The following is a 16,815-nucleotide window of genomic DNA, read 5'->3' as shown; positions in this document are numbered from 1 at the left end:
GCTGAGGCCAGCATGACTGCTTAATAAGAAAAGAAATTTTGGACTACTTTATCAAGACTTTGGGCAACTTTAAATAAAAAATATTCAAAAAATTTAATCAGCATTAGATCTTATCCAATTCTCTCCTGACGGCCAGACCGATCTTCTCCGAAATATAGGGCTTGCGCACATAAGCCCCGGCGCCCAGTTCTTGAGTCTTTTTCACCCGGGAGGTTTCCGAAAAGCCGCTGACGATAATCGCTTTCTGCTTGGGGTTGATTTCCAAAATCCTTTGGTAGGTCTCCAGACCGTCCATTCCCGGGTCCATGATCATGTCCAGGACCAGGAGGTCGGGATGACTTGTTTTAAGAAAAGACAGGGCCTCTTCCCCGCTGGACACCGAGGCAACCTTATACCCCATCCTGCTCAGCATGGCCGTGGCCAATTCGCGTTGTTCCTTGACGTCATCCACCACCAGGATTGATTCTCCCCGCCCCGCATATTCTTCCGGGGGAACTACCCCCTCTTCTCTGGTCAATTCTTGCCGGATAACCGGGAAGTAAAGGGTAAACGTGCTGCCTTCGCCCTCCCTGCTTTGCACATCAATAAACCCGCCATGATCCTTGACCGTCCCCCAGACCACGGCCAAACCCAGGCCGGTTCCACTCCTGCCCATGACCTTTTTGGTGTAGAAAGGCTCAAAAATCCTGCCTATATCTTTGACCGGAATACCATTCCCGTTATCCGAAACAGTCAGTACCACATATTCCCCTTCCTCCATGGTGTCGTAACCCTGAATGGGTTTGTCGAGATAACGGTTCTCCGTACGAACCAGCACCTCACCCCGATCGGCGATGGCTTCGGCGGCATTGGACACCAGATTCATAACCGTTTTACCCAAATGGACGGATGAGCCTCTGATATTTAACAGGTCTATCGCAGGATCGAACTTGAAGATTATGCCGGAATGGTACTCTTTCAGCTTCCCAAACTCGGGGGTCTCGAAATACCCGGAAATGATATTATTTAGATTTACGACCGTTGAAACGGCCACGCCCCTCCTGGCCAGGGTCAGAAGGTCCTGAATGATAGCGGCTCCCCTTTGACTGGATTGCAGGATATTGGAGACATGCTTCCTCAATGGATCGCCCTGTGGAATATCCATCAAAAGCAGCTCCGAATAACCGACCAGCACCCCCAGAACGTTATTCAAATCGTGGGCCACTCCGCCGGCCAGTCTGCCCAGACTCTCCATCTTTTCGGCGTGGCGCAAGCGCTCCTCCAACCTTTGCCTTTCCTTCTCAACCAGCTTTCGCTCGGTGATATCCCGGCACAGGGAAAGAATTTGCCGCCTGCCCTCCCTTTTTACGACCGTGGCATTGATCTCGACGGGAGTAACCTTCCCCTCGAAATCAGAATAGTCGATTTCCAGATTTCTGATCTTTCCTTCCCTGAGGCACTCTTGAACGGCCTCTTCATTTTTTATCTTTTCATAATCGGCAGTCCATTCGATAACACTCCTGCTGAGTATCTCCTTCAGGTCGTGGTATCCGGTCAGATGGACGTATTCCTCGTTGGCATCCAGGACCCGGCCCTCGGGGTCGATGATCACAAAGCCTGTGCCCGTCGTTTCAATCAGTGTCCGATATTGGGCCTCGCTCTCTCTTAGGGCCTTTTCGGCCAGCTTGTGCCGGGTTATATCTCGGATATTGAGGACGATACCGTGGATGCTGGGGTTGTTAAATAGATTGTGTCCAACGGCCTCCAGGTAAACCCAGGAGCCGTCTGCCTTCCGACACCGAAATTCAGTTGGGATTCCATTATTGGCGGATTGGGATAGTTCACTTAAGTCGTTGCGGACTTGATCAAGATTATCCGGATGGATCACCGATAAAGGGGATTGACCGATAAAGGTTCCCGAAGGGTATCCGAGAGTCCGTTCCAAGGAAGGTGATTCAAAGGTCACCTCGCCGTCTTCATCGATAATCAAAATGATATCCGATGAACTCTGGATCAGCGAACGAAAACGTTCTTCACTTGCACGCAAAGCCGCTTTAATCCGCTTTTGTTCGGAAATATCCCGAGTGACTCCGACGATACCAATCGGTTGTTGATCTTCCCCCAGCAGGTAGGTAATTTCATTTTCCGTCCAGACGGTGGAACCGTCCTTCCGATATTCTTCCAGTTCAATAGTCAGTTTGCGATCTTTATCCACAGGGTTTTGTTGTCTTAATTCCTGGTCTTCCTGCACGGCCTGAAGGGCAGCTTGGAGTGATTGGGGGGTCATAATTTCAGAGAAGTTCTGCGACAGGGCTTCCTGTACGGTAAAGCCGCGCATTCTGGTAACCGAGGGACTGACATATGTGAAGCTATAATTTAAGTCCATGGTCCAGAAGATGTCGGCAATGTTTTCCGCTATTAGACGGTATCTCTTATCGCTCTCCTGCAATGCCTGCTCTGCCTGTTTGCGCTCATTAAGCTGATTCCGGGCCGCAGTGAGAGATTCTTCACGGCTGCGAAGGGCCAGGTGTAAAGCCGTTGCCGCGGTTATGAGGGAAAACGATAGTTCAAACCATCTGACCATGGGCGGGTTTGGAAAATAACCTATAGGCAGGGTGCCCAACCGTTCCATTAAGACCAAGGCCAGACAGAAAACCATATTGCTGATAACAATCAAGGTGACAAATCGCCGTCCAAGCAGTAAGCCTGCGATAACAGAGGTTGAAACCAGAAAAACGAAATTCATGTCCCTCAAGCCGGCACCTAAAATGATCATCGTTACAACGGTAACCCAGGAGGAGGCGATCAGAAACCGGCTGGCGGCTTGAACCCGCCCCCCATACATAAGATACCGCGAAAACAAGAGGCCAGAGGAGAAGATCAAAAGGAATATCGAACCCCCTATCTTCTTTTCGATGAAGAGGGGTATTACAACCAGTCCAAATAACAAAATCATAATAAAAATGCTGAATAATAGATAATTCAAGACCCTGGCGGTATGGGTTTTTTCTTCATCGCCCTTAAAAACCGGGGGTCTGAAAAATAAAACCAGCCGTTGGTAACCTTTTGCTTTTAAAGACATTTTATATCTCCAGGAAAAAGACCATCCAATAATTATTTCAAGGGTATCTACATCTCTTATCGTAAATATCGGCCCTGAACTTTAACCCGGTAAAAAGGCAGGGGCAATTTCCAAACAGGATTGGGAAGGGGATGTAAAAGGGTTCTTGGGAAAATCGATTTTAGAAAGATCCGGCCATCCAAGGCTACACAAAAAATTGCTGGTGATAAAAACGAAGAATTATAGTATGATAGCATCTGGTCTTTCAACAGATCGACTGTGGATCGAATGGTTCTGCTCATGTCCGGCTTTGAACAAAAGGAGGAAAGGAAAAAAATAATGAATCCCATATCCTGGTCGCAAGGTCTGATCCATAATCTGGTCGAGGTGGTTAAGACCGGAATTATCCTGACGAATACTCAGGGAGAGGTCCGTTTTACCAACCGCTTTGCAACAGAGCTGCTGGGGTATCCCAAAGATTTCTTGAACGGAAAACCGATTGAGATCTTTTTTCTCCCTGAAGATACCCGGATTTTTCTGCCCAACATCTTAAAAATAACCCGGGACAATACACCCTTTGAAGGCGAGGCCCTTTTGTCTAAAAGGGACGGGAGTTTCTTTTTTGTTTACCTTTCCACTGCCCTGTATACGGAAAAGTCCACGGGCTATGAATTCATCATCTTTACCCTCCAGGATATCACACATTTTAAAAAGATGGAAAAAGAGCAACTGGATTCGGAAAGATTCATCGGCCTTGGGATGATGACCGATCAAATTTCCCATCAGATTAGAAATCCCATAGCCGCCATCGGGGGATTTGCCTTACGATTGGCCAAGGATCGCATATCCCAGGAGGAGTATCACCAATATACCCAAATCATTCACAATGAATCAAGACGATTGGAACATATCATCGATCGATTGGTGGAGTTTGCCCACGTTCATTCGGACCGTTATATTGCCTTTACCCTTTCTGAAATCTTTGATGGGGTCAGGAACGCCTTCCAGACGGATTTGGAAAAAAATCCCTATAAAATCAAATTTCCCGAATCGGAGACGCTACCGGTAACGCCCCTTTTCGGTGATCCGGCGCTTATCATCCAAGCCGTTCAGGGCATCGTGCAAAATAGTCTGGAAGCCTGCCCCGAAAAGGATCAGGTAACGATAACCGACGAAATCAATGATAATGAAGTTCTGATCAGGGTTAAGGATAATGGAGAGGGGATTTTGCCGGAGCACCTTCCTTTTATCTACGATCCATTTTTTACCACTAAATTTAACTACCTGGGCTTGGGGCTGACCATGGCCAAGAGAATCGTTCAAGTCCATAAAGGACATATTGAGATTGACAGTGCACCTAAGGAAGGAACCGAGGTGCGCATCAACCTTCCGAAAGACCGGCGACGTAAGATTCGAACCAGGCTCCTCCAGGAATAACCCGGTTGGATCTTTACCGCCTTACAATGAGTACCGGAATTTTGGTATCTTTGTGGATTACGCCGTAAGTAACGCTGCCAAGGACCGCGGCGGCTAAAGCACTCTTTCCATGAGAACCCATAATAATGAGATTGGCCTTGGCCTTCTCAGCCTCTTTCATAATTTCCTCAACAGGATGCCCCTTCGTAATAACCATCTTGGCGGGTACCCCATTTTTCTCGCAGAGTTTTTTTATCGCAATCGTATACCCTTCGGCCGCCTCTTTCAGATAATCTTCGATTGGCTCAATGACCTGTCTGGCGGTCTCCCCGGCGGGAACGGTCTGGCTTATAAATGATCCCTTATCGATAACGCATAGGATAATTAATGAGGCATTTAATTGTTTTGCCAGGTCAACCGCATATCGGGCAGCCTTCAGAGATGTCTTGGATCCGTCCGTGGGCACAAGAATTTTTGAAATCATAAGGTCTCCTTTTCTATTTCTTTCCTGTTGAATATGAAAATCATTCCACTCCATTGGTTCAAAGAGGTCTCTATTGAGCGGCTTGAAAAAATTCCTTTATCAGAGGTTCGGTTTATTCTCTTCCGTGCCCACGCCCCGGTCTTTCCCTATGCTCCCTCCTATCTTCTCGCCACTCCCGGTGCTCTTCTCTCTCCCGGTGCCTGAATTCTTTCTTCCACTGCCCATAAGGTATTCGGCGCTCCCTTTCATAGATTACCCGATATTCCCTGGGGACCCGGTATACCGGGGCGGGGATGTAGCGCCGCGTAACGATCACCCACGGCCCTTTGTAAGCCCGTGCGCGGTACCAGCGACTTCCTCGCGGAGACCACCAGTAATTGTTATAAAAGAAGATGTCGATCTCCGGGTGAGGGACGAAGTAGATTTGGGACCCGGGAATCAGGACCAGTTCCGGGGGTTCGGCGACCACGATCGGTGGCGGACCGAGGTTGATGTTGACCTGTACGTCTGCCCAGGCATCTTTTGTCCTATCGATGGTTATCAACGACCCGAGCATGACAAATAAGCAGAAGATTTTAAAAATTATTTTCCCCATTTTTGCCTCCTTGGCGGCTTAAGCCCCCACAACGCCCCTATGAAATGGGGGTTTTTAAATTCCAAAATCCGAATTCCAAAATCCGAAACCGGAAAATCGGTTCATTTAAGCCTCCCCTCGGCCACCCTCCAGTCGATATTCTTGAAAAAGGCCTCGATGTAATCGGCCCGTTTCAGACCGTAATCGAGCATAAAGGCATGCTCGAAGACATCCATAATGAGGATGGGATGGCAGCCGGCCGGATGAGCGACGTCGTGTTCATTGATCCAAAAATTGATGAGACGGCGGTTAACGGCGTCCTGATAGAGGACGGTCCAGCCGATTCCGCGCATGGCCCCGGTGGCTTTGAAATCCTTTTCAAAGGCTTCGATGCTGCCGAAGTCCCCGGCCAGCTTTTTCCCCAGCAGGCCGCCGGCATCGAAAGGACTATTGCCGCCGAGATTGTCAAAATAGAATTCGTGGAGACGCATGCCGTTGAACTCCCATCCGAGGCGCCTTTTCAACTCGGCATATTCGGGTGTGGCGGTATTTCCGTCTTTCAGCATCTGATCGAGTATTTCAAGCACCTTGTTGGTATTGGCCACATAGCCCTGGTAGAGGGTGAAATGGTTCTTCAGGAGTCCTTCGCTGAATCCGGCCATGCCGATGAGACCGGTGTAATCTTTTGCTGTATAAGCCATGACCTTTTCTCCTTTCCTTTTATTCGTGCCCCATGCCCATCCTCCCCCTCATGGGATGGGCCTTCATCATCTCTACGAATTTTTTCCGCTGCTCGGGGGTCAGTTTAGACTTGATTTCCTCCAGGGCCATTATATGAGCCAGGGCCATTTCCGTTCTCATCTGGCCTATCTGTTTTACCTTGGCTTCAACCGCCTTCATATCCAGGGGGTCCTGGTGAAGAAGGTCTTTGATCTCGATCCGCCCGATGCGTATATCGGCCATCTTCCGAATGGTCTCTTTCATCATTTTACTCTTGATTTCACCGATCATTTTTTTCTGCTGTTCGTCAAGATTCAGTCCCATCAGATATTTCGACAGGTGTTGTTCGCCCTCCATCATCCGGCCCATCATGCCGCCGCAGTGCCTCATCATTCCGGATTCCTGGCCGTGACCGGCCTGACCATGTCCGGCCATGCCGGGTCCCATCATCATGCCAGAGCCCATGCCTGACCCTGTCATCATACCGGGACCGGCCATGCTTGGCCCCATCATCATACCTGGTCCCATAGCCGGACCGCTCGTTTGGCCCAAGGCAAAAGGGGCCAAGACCCAGAGTGAAGCTGCTGCTGCCACCATGGTTACTGCAAACTTTTTCATCGCGCCTCTCCTCCTTTAAGTTTTCTCCATTTTAATAAATTGGACAAAAATAATAATAAGACCTTTCTTGTATTTTTTCAAAGAAATACTGTTGAAGAAGGTAAATTCGGCCCTCCAGGAAGTTTATTTTCCGGCCGAAGATCTCCGGCTGTTATTCAAGGTTGCCCAACACCTCGGGTATCAGGTTGGAAAGGGCCGGGAAGATGTGCATGCAGTCGGTGATCGATTTCAGGTCCTGCCTGTTGATCACGGGGTTTACGACTTCCTGGATAAGCATGGCCGCCTGGGGGCCGATGATATGAAACCCCAGAATCCTTCCGGTGCCTTTTTCGACAACGGCCTTGGCAAATCCTTCTTCCTCCATCATGGCCTCTCCCATGACCGTATCGGAATAATTTGCCCGGCCGACGAGGATTTCATGGTCCTTCCGGGCCTGCTCCTCGGTTAAGCCCACCGAGGCGATTTGGGGATGGGTAAAAACGGCATGGGGAACAAAGGCGAAGTCCATCCTGATTTTTTTCCGGTGGGTGGCATTGTGCCAGGCCAGTTCGGCCTCTTTGTCCCCGGCATGGGTGAACATGGCCCTTCCGATGCAATCCCCGACGGCCCAGATATGTTTCTGGTTTGTCCGGAGGGTGTCATCGACCTTAATGAAATGGTTCTGGTCGGTTTCAATTCCGGCCTTCTCAGTTTTCAAAAGACCGGCGTTGGATTTCCTGCCGGCGGCCACGAACAGCCTTTCTGCAATAACCTCTTTCTCCTGGCCGGTACGGATATTTTTTACCAGGGCGGTTACCCCGCTGCCGGTTGGCTTGACTTCAGTGATTTGGACCTCTAGAACCAGCCCGGCATAGGTTGCCAAAGTCTTCTTTAACAATTCCGATATTTCCGGCTCTTCAAAGGGTAGAAAATTTGAATGGCGATGGATCATGGTGACCTGGGTCCCCATCCGGGCAAAAAAATGGGCATATTCGAGTCCCACATAGCCGCCGCCGATAATGATCAGGCTTTCCGGCTTCTTTTCAAGATCCAGGACATTCTCATTGGTCAGGAAAGGGATTTTATCCAGTCCCTTCACCGGAGGAATGGAGGGACTGGCGCCGGAGGCAATGAAAATCTTCTTTCCCTTTATTTTCTGATCACCCACGGTCAAGGTTCGTCCGCCGATGAAGGTGCCCTCCCCCTCGATAAAGTCCAGATTCTCCGATTCTCCTATGGCCCTTCTGATCCCCTCCCGGCCGCGGGTGACGGTATTTCTCATCCGGGCCATGATGGCCGGGAAGTCGATATCGATCCGTTCAGTCCGAATACCTAATTTTGATGCTTCCCGGATCTCAACGACCCGGTCGGCCGTATAGATCAGCGTTTTCGAAGGCACACAGCCGTAATTAAGACAGGTCCCTCCCACCTTCCCTTTGTCGATCAGGGCCACTTTTAAGTCCTGCGAGGCGGCCTTGAAGGCTATCCCTAAACCGACATCGCCCGCGCCGACGACAACAACATCATAAATTTTCATAATTTTGACCCCAGCCGCGTCCTTTTTTAAAAATAGCAGGCCATCATAGTCCTAACCTTGACCTCAAATTGCCCAGACCAGGATTAAAACGACAGCGGTAAACATCAGTACGTGGACGGATTCATACTTGGCTCAGTCGATTACCCATCCTAAAACCCATAAAATTAAAAGAATCACAAGTAGGATCCAAAACATGCTTGACTCCTTTGTAACAACGGGTTTTGGGTCTTTCGAACAACTTTCAGGATTTTATTTTGTCATTATTTAAGAAACAACCCAAAAAATAAATAAGGGAATCCCTGTATTTTTCTGCAAGGAATACTGTAGGGAAGGGCCGCCGGATTGACTCGGAATACACACTTATTCCAAGGGTCTCTGGAACGGAAGAAAATAAATCGTTAGTAGGCTTTTACGCCGGTGTACCTGGCCTACTTCTTAACCGAAGTAAATGGCAGACTTCCTGGATGGCGATATCATTATCTTCCGCTCAAGACTTTTGTTTTTCGGTTGAATTTTTTACGACATTATCTTGCTCTTCTTCTCGAAGTTAAAGCCCTGCCTTGACGGGAACACAATTTGCCAATCTTCACGGAACGCAATCTTAAGAGCCTTCAGGGGCCTCACGACCGCAATCAGACTGCCACGGAAAGAGCCGGGCCGCTCGAAAAAAATGAACCAGAGATAGCTCATGAAGATTGTAAGTGGCACCCATAGGAATGGACGCGTAATCTGGGTCGGGAATCGCGAAGGGTGGGGTATGAACTCCAAAGCCAGTAGCGAAAGTGGGATATGAACAAGGTACAGACCGTAGGACATCAGCCCGATAACTTTGAAGGCCCGACATGGAAGCCAGCTTGCAACCCTACCGTCAATGGGATACAGAAGCCACAGCAGAAAGCCTACTGCCAAGGCAAAGAGATACGAGGCATAGAAAAGCCACAGCAGAAGACCAGCCCCTGCACCGTAGGAGCAGATCCCGGCCACGTACCAGGTGCGATCTCTTTGCCAGTCAATCTGAAATACATACCCCTTGCGTATGACATACCAGAGGACCATGCCTATCGAAAAGGGCAGCCAGAACGGCAAGAAAAGCCCGTAGGGGACGAATTTCTTCACGGACGAGAACAGGATCAGTACCGACAGGAACGTGACAAACAGAATAAACTTCTGGCTTCTGATAAAAATTGCTAAAGCAATTATGAGGTAGATTTGCACAGTGACGGCAAGGTACCAGTTTATCCATAACGGGCGGAAGGCCATCCCCAGGTCCCAACTGTTCGATGAAAAGACTCTAACCAGAGATATCACCTGTATCCAATCTCCAAAAGTGTAAGGATAAAACTGAACCGGGCCTGGGCGCCCCTTCAGAACATGTATCACTGCGCAGGCGATTGGCAGCAGGAAGGCGCCAAAAAGGAGGGAAAGAAGATATGGCGCGTAAATGCGCGAGAACCTGCGTTTCACAAAAGAAATAGCCGCATTCTTCCCCCACGAAACGCGGCTTACAGAGTGTGTAATGGCAAATCCGCTTATGACCAGAAAAATAGTCGTCCCAAACGCATAATTTCCCAAATCCGTCGAACTTGCCAGCAGAAGATGAAAGATGACGATCCACAACACAGCTATTCCCTTGAATCCATCCAGAGCTTCGAACCGCTTGACCGGTTTAGATGCTTCAAGATCTTTCTGCTTAATCACAGTAATCTGCTCAGTCATTGGCGACTGGCTCCATTCCAACAACTTTGACTTTGTCTCAGTCCAGGCTCCATCCTAATCGTTGATAAGAACTTTCTTTTTGATGGAAAGAGTATAAAGTACCAAAATTAAAAATCAACATTTCAGAAAGAGGTCAATATAAAAGCCCAAAGACCCACAAGGGGATTTTATTTTTTACCCCTATCTCGAGACTGTCGATGGCCAGGAAGGACTTCTCGATGTTTTTGATTTGGGCAAAGGTCTTGTTTTTTCTTCCGACTTCAAAGAGATGACGGTTATTGATCAGGAAATCACCCTGTGCGGGAATAGAGACCTCATGAAGGGTGCCAAGCATATTAAGAAAAAATGTTTCTCGAATATTTCCCTTATTGGCCGAAACCGGAGCCGCAATAGCCTGGATGAGATTCGGGTTGTTCAGGTAAATTTTTTCGGGTTTCTCCAGGACCTTAAGCCCTTTTCCACTTCTGGAAACCGTCAGGATAACCCCGGCATCTTCCAGATATTTTAAATAGGTTTTCAAGGTCCGTTCATCACCGATATCCATAAAGTTTTTAACCTCTTTAAGTCCGGAGTAAAAGGCACCGAGGAGGCAATAATGCTTAACAGTTTTTTTATTTTCTTGATGCTGTTGCCGTTTAAAGATGGAAAAATGGCGATCAGGTCACTTTCCAGGGCTGTGTGGATGTTCTGCTCCAGGGTAAGATAAAAAAGTTTCTTGTCTTTGTATTCCAAAAAATTAGGAATTCATTACTAATATATCATATAGATAATAGGAATACAATCCTATTTATGGATAGTCTTTTCTATAAGGAGAATGCTATTGGGGTAAGAGGTTCTTCTCCCAATGGATTGGGAGAAGAACCTAAAAGGTTAGCCTGATTATTTTTCTTGAATGATATCCCCACGGATGGCTTCCGATCACTCACCTTGCATAGGTCAGTCTGGGTGGTCTTGTGTGACCGAATGAGTGATCAGGCCCTATCGGCCGTGTTTCTCTTTTACGTAGGCCAGGGACTCCTCTATGGCCTGGGCCGCCAGTTCCAGATCCTGGTCGGTGTGGCGGTAACAGATATACCCATGATGGTGGGGGGTTAAAAAGATCCCTTTGCGAATAAGCTGGGTATAAAAATCATCCCGTTTGGCCCTGTGGGTCTTGGCTGCATCGGGCCTGAAGGTGATGAAAAACATGGGAGCCACCCCGCTTAACTCGGCGCCCACATCGTAGCGGTCGAGGATTTCCTGGATTTTTTTCCAGAAACGGGCCCCCTTTTCCCAGATCTTATCAATGACCTTGTCCCGTTCGAGGATCTCAATGGTTTTCAGAGCGGCCACATAGCCGTCACTATTGGGGAAGAAGGTGGACGAGATGAACAGCTTCTGGGCCGAGGCCATCATCACCTCTTTTTTCCCGGTCACCACGCTGATGGCATAGCCGTTGGCCATCCCCTTTCCCAGGACCACCAGGTCGGGGGTGACCCCGTAATAGGCCTGGGCCCCTCCCAGGGCCAACCGGAACCCGGTCCGGACTTCATCAAAAACCAGGATAGCGCCGTACCGGGTGGCGATTTCCCGGACCCCTTCCAGGAACCCGGATTTGGGCTCTTCCATCTTCATGTGCAGGTGGTGTCCGAAAGGGGTCATAATGATGGCCGCGGTCTGATCGCCGTGTTGGGCCATCAGGTCCTCGAGTTGATCGAGACGGTTGTAGCGGAATTCAAAGACATCTTCATAGAATTTTTCAGGGACGCCCCCTTTCATCTCCACGCACCAGTCATGCCAGCCGTGGTAGCCGCAGCGCATCACCTTGACCCGGTTGGTAAAGGCCCTGGCAATACGGATGCTGGCCGTGGTGGCATCGGAACCGGTCTTTAAAAAAATACTCATTTCCGAACAGGGGACCAGTTGACTCAGTTTTTTGGCCAGCTCATTCTGATACCGCTGGGTCAGGGTGAAACAGAAGCCTTTGTCTCTGATCTGGCGGATAACCGCTTCATCCACTTCTTCTTCCCGATAGCCCAGAATAATCGGCCCATAGCCGCAGAGGAAATCGATATACTCATTTCCGTCCACATCGACCACCCGGCCGCCCCGGCCGCTTTCCACAAAGATGGGGTATTCGCCTTCGATAAAATCAGCCGGTTTTCTGGCACCCAGGACCCCGCCGGGGACCAAGGCCAAGGCCTCTTTAAACAGTTCCTGACTTCTGGCAATATTCAGTTTTTCAGCGCTTTTCATAGATAGTTTCCTTTAGTTCGAAAATAGAGTTGCGGGTTACGAGTTACGAGTTACGGGTTCAAAAACAACCTTACTTCGACATTCATTATTCATTATTCGATATTCGATATTCGCATTTTCATGCTTCGTGTCGCTCCCTGGGGCATGAGGGCTTAGAGTGCAAACAGCGAGCCTATGGTTTCCGTTTGATGTATTTTAGCGCCCCTTTTCAGTAAGGCGGCCAGGAATTTGTCCGGATCGATGCAGCCTTCCGGGGCCACGACCCCTTTGACCGTCACATCGCCGGCCTCCATCATCAGGGCGGCAATAGAAGCCGGAAGCCCGGTTCCCGGCCTCATGCGGCCCACGATATCGGCCGTGTAAGTCACCCGCTTCCCGTCTCTTTCCCCTTTGACGATCACTTTCAAACCGGAGGCCTCCGGGCCGTTATCCCTGTTTTGGGGGATGGTGTCCCAGAGCCGCAGGGTCAGATCATAGGGGGTGACCCTGGTCCCGTGAACCTCCACCGGCTCTTTGCTGAGGAAGCCGGTTTCTTTCTGTTCTTTGATCAGCTCGTCCACCCACAAGGGAATGAGCGCACCCTTGATCTCCACCTTTTTCAGCCCTTTGATGTAGCGCGGGATGGTCAGCGGCTGGGGGTGGCCCACATAGCGCACCTGACAGGTGCCCAGGGGTTCCAGGAATTGGGCCGTCTCCACACCGGTGCCACCTTCCACATGGACCAACTGGCCGTCCAGATATTGGGGAATTTTCCCGATGGTCATGTGCAGGCTGTGATCCCAGGCCGCACCGGCCAGCTCGGCGATACTGACCACCCAGAATAATGAGATCTCATTCACCCGGTCCAAATGATCGGCATACCACTTGACCAGGACATTGTTGGTTCCCGGATCGGAGCCCATACCGGTCAAAACGGTGATCCCCGCTTCCCTGGCCGCCTGGTCGATATCGGAGGCAAAAAGAATTTCCGTGGCCTCATAGTCGTCACAGATATCGATATAATTGACTTTCGCCTCCACGGCGGCCCGGGCTACGGCCACGGCCGTCTTGTAAAACGGTCCGGCGCAGTTGACGACCACATCGCATTCCCGGATGACGCCGACCAGGCCCTGGTGATCGTTGACATCGATTTTACTCAGGGATATCTTGTCGCTGGCCTTCAACTTGTCCTGTACCCGGATGGGGTCTATATTGATATCCCCGAGAATGACCTGCTTGATCTGCTCCTGTTTAATGAGGTCCCGGGCAGCCCCCTGTCCCATACCGCCCGTCCCGCCGACAACTAATACCTTCATGATCCCTCCTTGATTATTTATTGATATCGAAATCCCCTTCTAAAAGCTCGGTGAGCACCCCGTTCAGCTTATTGGGATGATGCACAAAAGCATACCGGTTTCCGAAAAGCTCTCTCGGCTTGCTATCGATCAGTTTGATGCCCTTTTGATTGAGTTCCTCCATGGCTTTTAAAAGATTATCCACTTTATAGGAGATAAGGAAAACGCCCTCTCCTTTTTTTTCAATGAATCTGGCGACCTGCCCGTCCGGTGCAGTCGATTCCATGCACTCCACGGCTACCTCACCGATATAGTACCGGGCGACTTTAATTTTTTCCGATTCGGCAACATACTCATAGGTCGGCATCAATCCGAAATCTTCTTGGTAGACTTTTTTCGTTTCTTCCAGATCTTTGACTGCAAAACAGATATGGTCAATCTTTTCAAGTTTCATGGGGCCTCCCGGAGTGCCTTATGTATTCTTCCCCTCTATGGCCGCGAGTATCTTGTCCGGGGTCAGGGGAAATTCCTTCATATAGATCCCGATGGCATTACAGATGGCGCCGCAGTAGGCCTGGGCCGCGGACATGGCCACGGACATCCCGGCCTCCTTGGCCCCGTAAGGACCGTTGGGGTCCATGGTTTCGACGATAATCGTATTGATTTTCGGCATATCCACGGCCAGGGGCACCAGGTACCCGAGTTGGGTGGGGTTGAGCACCCGGCCTTCATGCCACTTAAGAAATTCACTTAACATCCCCCCCTGGCCGCCCATGGCGACGCCGCCTTCAAACTGTCCTTCGATGATCTTCGGGTTCAGGGCATAGCCGACATCCTGGGCGGCCGTCACTTCCAGCACCTCCACCTGGCCCGTCTCGGGGTCGACTTTCACTTCGCAGATGACCGTACCGAAGGAAAAGGTCTCCGAAAGCTGACCGGAGGGATTCTTGACCCATTCCCGCTTGGCATCCACGTTCGGCCAGTAGGACCCTTCCCCGCTGATGGATTCGTTCCGGCTGAGACCGATCCGTACCACCTTGGCCAAACTCATGGACAGGTCCGGGTTATCGGTCACGAAGATCTTCCGGTTCCGGGCGGTAAGGTCCTCTTCGCCCACGCCCAAAGCCCCGGCCGCTATTTTGAAGAGTTTCTTCTTCACGTCCTGGGCGGCCAGCTTGACGGCATTACCGCCGATAAAGGTTTCGCACATGGAATAGGAACCGGGATCGCTGGGCGTCACTTCCGTATCGGCATTGATCAGTTGGACGTCATCGGGGGTGATCCCCAACTCCTCGGCGGCAATCTGGACGATCATATGGTCGTTGCCCTGACCGTTATCGACGATCCCGGTGATGACCGTGGCCCCGCCGTCCTCATTCAATTTAATCAGGGCCTGGGAGCCGCCCCTGATGCCCATGGGGAAACCGGTCTGCACCGAGTTACAGCCGATACCGATGCCGTGATAGGGAGGAAGTTTGCCCCACTTCTCTTTCCATCGAGATTTTTCGCCCGTTTTGACGATCGTTTCGGTCAACCCGCAACTGGCCACATAGGATTTGGTCGGTGTCGTGTCCCCGGTCTGACGGGCGTTCCGGAGGCGCATCGTTAAGGGATCGAGGCCCAGTTCCTGGCCCAGCCGGTCGAGCTGCAAGTCTATGCCGCAGGCAAAGGCCCGGCCGTGGGTGCGGAACATGCCCCGGATCGGTTTATTGGTCAGGACCCGGTAGCCGTTAAAACGGACGTTATCCATACGGTAGGCCTGTTCCATACAGAGAAAGGGAACGGAGACGGCGATGGGGCCGGTGGAGCTGTAGGCCCCGCCATCCATGTGGCAGGTGATATCCCTGGCCAGGACCTTTCCCTCCCGGTCCACACCGGTCTTGATCCGGGTGATCATGGAGTGGGCCTGCCGGGTGGCCACGGTATTTTCTTCCCGGGTATAGACGATCTTGACCGGTCTATGGGCCTTCCTGGCCAGGAGGGCGCAGATCACATCGGCCGGCGATATCTCCGAACGGCCTCCGAAGGCGCCGCCGATGGCAATCTTTCTGACCCGCACCTTGTTCAGGGGGAGCTTGAGCACATTGGAAAGGGGCTTGGCCTTCAGATGGGGGCCGGCGTTGGGCATCCATATTTCCAGATTGCCGGACTGGTCGAACTGGGCGGCCACGGCATAGGGTTCGCCCTGGAAATAGGCGTCTTCCGGGGCGGAGAAGGTATCTTCCCGGACCAGGACCGACTCACTGAAGCCTTTTTCAAGGTCTCCCACTTCGATGTGCACATGGATGTTGATATTGCCCGGATAGACCTCGTGGAGCTGAGGGGCCTCGGGCGCCATGGCTTCCTCGATGGTAAAAACGGCCGGAAGCACTTCGTATTGCACCTCGATGAGCGACAAGGCCTGAAGGGCCGTATCTTCGTCTACGGCGGCCACGGCCGCCACCTCCTCACCGCAATAGCGCACCTTTTCCGTGGGCAAGAACTGCTGGTCCTGGGTATAGCGGAATACCCCCCATTTATCGCCGCAGGTATCCCCAGCCGTGACCACGGCCTTGACCCCGGGAAGCTTTTCCGCCCTTAAGGTATCGATGTTGAGGATGCGGGCGTGAGGGTAGGGCGACCGGAGGATCTTGCCCACCAGCATGTGGGGCAAGGAAAGGTCGGCGGCGAAGAGGGCCCCACCGGTGGCCTTGAGACCCGTATCGACCCGCTTCATATCTTTTCCGATATAGGCATATTTTTCCATAAACCCTACCTCCCTTCTCCGGCCAAAGACCGGACCGCTTCCACGATCTTGGCATACCCGGTACAGCGGCAGGTATTGCCCGATAAGGCCCGGCGGATTTCTTCTTCCGTGGGCCGGGGGTTTTCTTTGAGCAGGGCATAAGCGGTGAGGATCATCCCCGGGCTGCAGAATCCACACTGGATGGCATGGTGGGCCACAAAGGCCTCCTGGACCGGATGGAGTTCGCCTCCCTGGGCCAGGCCTTCGATGGTGGTAATGGCCTTTCCTTCGACCGCCACGGCCAGCGTCAGGCAGGAACGCGTTGGCCGGCCGTCTATGAGGACGGTGCAGGACCCGCAGGCCCCTTCTCCGCAGCTCTCTTTGGCCCCGGTGAAATGAAGGTCATCGCGCAGCACCTCCAGGAGGGTCCGATTGGGCGCCGTGGTCACCTCATAGGCTTCGCCATTCACGATAAGGGTCATAAAACATTTTTTCAT

Annotated in this window: 15 protein-coding genes; 1 reads left to right on the top strand and 14 read right to left on the bottom strand. The window is 51.2% G+C overall.

Annotation, left to right across the window (positions count from 1 at the left end; all coding sequences use genetic code 11):
- Positions 1 to 103: 103 nt before the first annotated feature.
- Complete coding sequence (locus tag HY879_15655) at positions 104 to 3,061, bottom strand: PAS domain S-box protein (GenBank protein MBI5604774.1); 2,958 nt, start codon at positions 3,059 to 3,061, stop codon at positions 104 to 106.
- A gap of 318 nt (positions 3,062 to 3,379) precedes the next feature.
- Here HY879_15655 and HY879_15650 point away from each other — a divergent pair, with 318 nt between their 5' ends.
- Positions 3,380 to 4,477, top strand: a complete 1,098-nt coding sequence (locus HY879_15650; protein ID MBI5604773.1) for a PAS domain S-box protein — start codon at positions 3,380 to 3,382, stop codon at positions 4,475 to 4,477.
- A 13-nt stretch (positions 4,478 to 4,490) separates the two neighbouring features.
- On the opposite strand, the gene HY879_15645 is transcribed toward HY879_15650, so the two are convergent.
- The 13 genes from HY879_15645 to HY879_15585 all read right to left on the bottom strand — a co-directional run bounded on the left by HY879_15645 (position 4,491) and on the right by HY879_15585 (position 16,815).
- Positions 4,491 to 4,940, bottom strand: a complete 450-nt coding sequence (locus HY879_15645) for a universal stress protein (GenBank protein MBI5604772.1) — start codon at positions 4,938 to 4,940, stop codon at positions 4,491 to 4,493.
- A 112-nt stretch (positions 4,941 to 5,052) separates the two neighbouring features.
- The gene (locus tag HY879_15640) at positions 5,053 to 5,535 is read right to left on the bottom strand and encodes a hypothetical protein (protein MBI5604771.1); all 483 of its coding nucleotides are present in this window, start codon (positions 5,533 to 5,535) and stop codon (positions 5,053 to 5,055) included.
- A 101-nt stretch (positions 5,536 to 5,636) separates the two neighbouring features.
- Positions 5,637 to 6,215, bottom strand: a complete 579-nt coding sequence (locus HY879_15635) for a superoxide dismutase (protein ID MBI5604770.1) — start codon at positions 6,213 to 6,215, stop codon at positions 5,637 to 5,639.
- A 19-nt stretch (positions 6,216 to 6,234) separates the two neighbouring features.
- Positions 6,235 to 6,852: a Spy/CpxP family protein refolding chaperone gene (locus tag HY879_15630; GenBank protein ID MBI5604769.1), complete on the bottom strand. Its 618-nt coding sequence runs from the start codon at positions 6,850 to 6,852 to the stop codon at positions 6,235 to 6,237.
- Positions 6,853 to 7,003: 151 nt separating this feature from the next.
- On the bottom strand, positions 7,004 to 8,368 hold the full coding sequence (locus HY879_15625) for a dihydrolipoyl dehydrogenase (protein ID MBI5604768.1): 1,365 nt from the start codon (positions 8,366 to 8,368) through the stop codon (positions 7,004 to 7,006).
- A gap of 516 nt (positions 8,369 to 8,884) precedes the next feature.
- Complete coding sequence (locus HY879_15620) at positions 8,885 to 10,084, bottom strand: acyltransferase (protein MBI5604767.1); 1,200 nt, start codon at positions 10,082 to 10,084, stop codon at positions 8,885 to 8,887.
- Between the two features lie 133 nt (positions 10,085 to 10,217).
- Positions 10,218 to 10,628: an ATP-binding protein gene (locus HY879_15615; protein ID MBI5604766.1), complete on the bottom strand. Its 411-nt coding sequence runs from the start codon at positions 10,626 to 10,628 to the stop codon at positions 10,218 to 10,220.
- On the bottom strand, positions 10,601 to 10,816 hold the full coding sequence (locus tag HY879_15610; GenBank protein MBI5604765.1) for a hypothetical protein: 216 nt from the start codon (positions 10,814 to 10,816) through the stop codon (positions 10,601 to 10,603). Before HY879_15610 ends, HY879_15615 begins: the two co-directional genes overlap by 28 nt.
- 246 nt (positions 10,817 to 11,062) lie before the next feature.
- Positions 11,063 to 12,319: an aminotransferase class III-fold pyridoxal phosphate-dependent enzyme gene (locus HY879_15605; GenBank protein ID MBI5604764.1), complete on the bottom strand. Its 1,257-nt coding sequence runs from the start codon at positions 12,317 to 12,319 to the stop codon at positions 11,063 to 11,065.
- A gap of 152 nt (positions 12,320 to 12,471) precedes the next feature.
- Positions 12,472 to 13,614, bottom strand: a complete 1,143-nt coding sequence (locus tag HY879_15600) for a saccharopine dehydrogenase NADP-binding domain-containing protein (GenBank protein ID MBI5604763.1) — start codon at positions 13,612 to 13,614, stop codon at positions 12,472 to 12,474.
- Positions 13,615 to 13,627: 13 nt separating this feature from the next.
- Positions 13,628 to 14,047 (bottom strand): VOC family protein, encoded by a 420-nt coding sequence (locus HY879_15595; protein MBI5604762.1) that lies wholly within the window; start codon positions 14,045 to 14,047, stop codon positions 13,628 to 13,630.
- An 18-nt stretch (positions 14,048 to 14,065) separates the two neighbouring features.
- Positions 14,066 to 16,339 (bottom strand): molybdopterin-dependent oxidoreductase, encoded by a 2,274-nt coding sequence (locus HY879_15590; protein ID MBI5604761.1) that lies wholly within the window; start codon positions 16,337 to 16,339, stop codon positions 14,066 to 14,068.
- Positions 16,340 to 16,344: 5 nt separating this feature from the next.
- A complete protein-coding gene (locus tag HY879_15585) occupies positions 16,345 to 16,815 on the bottom strand; it encodes a (2Fe-2S)-binding protein (protein ID MBI5604760.1) in 471 nt (156 codons plus the stop codon).

Source organism: Deltaproteobacteria bacterium, from assembly GCA_016219225.1.
Classification (GTDB): Bacteria; Desulfobacterota; RBG-13-43-22; order RBG-13-43-22; family RBG-13-43-22; genus RBG-13-43-22.
The sequence above is the reverse complement of the archived record's forward strand: the minus strand, read 5'-3'. Positions and strand labels throughout refer to the sequence as shown.

Excerpts from the sequence above, each read along its gene's own strand:
- HY879_15655 (MBI5604774.1), bottom strand. The coding sequence starts at position 3,061 with ATGTCTTTAAAAGCAAAAGGTTACCAACGGCTGGTTTTATTTTTCAGA.
- HY879_15650 (MBI5604773.1), top strand. The coding sequence starts at position 3,380 with ATGAATCCCATATCCTGGTCGCAAGGTCTGATCCATAATCTGGTCGAG.
- HY879_15645 (MBI5604772.1), bottom strand. The coding sequence starts at position 4,940 with ATGATTTCAAAAATTCTTGTGCCCACGGACGGATCCAAGACATCTCTG.
- HY879_15640 (MBI5604771.1), bottom strand. The coding sequence starts at position 5,535 with ATGGGGAAAATAATTTTTAAAATCTTCTGCTTATTTGTCATGCTCGGG.
- HY879_15635 (MBI5604770.1), bottom strand. The coding sequence starts at position 6,215 with ATGGCTTATACAGCAAAAGATTACACCGGTCTCATCGGCATGGCCGGA.
- HY879_15630 (MBI5604769.1), bottom strand. The coding sequence starts at position 6,852 with ATGAAAAAGTTTGCAGTAACCATGGTGGCAGCAGCAGCTTCACTCTGG.
- HY879_15625 (MBI5604768.1), bottom strand. The coding sequence starts at position 8,368 with ATGAAAATTTATGATGTTGTTGTCGTCGGCGCGGGCGATGTCGGTTTA.
- HY879_15620 (MBI5604767.1), bottom strand. The coding sequence starts at position 10,084 with ATGACTGAGCAGATTACTGTGATTAAGCAGAAAGATCTTGAAGCATCT.
- HY879_15615 (MBI5604766.1), bottom strand. The coding sequence starts at position 10,628 with ATGGATATCGGTGATGAACGGACCTTGAAAACCTATTTAAAATATCTG.
- HY879_15605 (MBI5604764.1), bottom strand. The coding sequence starts at position 12,319 with ATGAAAAGCGCTGAAAAACTGAATATTGCCAGAAGTCAGGAACTGTTT.
- HY879_15600 (MBI5604763.1), bottom strand. The coding sequence starts at position 13,614 with ATGAAGGTATTAGTTGTCGGCGGGACGGGCGGTATGGGACAGGGGGCT.
- HY879_15595 (MBI5604762.1), bottom strand. The coding sequence starts at position 14,047 with ATGAAACTTGAAAAGATTGACCATATCTGTTTTGCAGTCAAAGATCTG.
- HY879_15590 (MBI5604761.1), bottom strand. The coding sequence starts at position 16,339 with ATGGAAAAATATGCCTATATCGGAAAAGATATGAAGCGGGTCGATACG.
- HY879_15585 (MBI5604760.1), bottom strand. The coding sequence starts at position 16,815 with ATGAAAAAATGTTTTATGACCCTTATCGTGAATGGCGAAGCCTATGAG.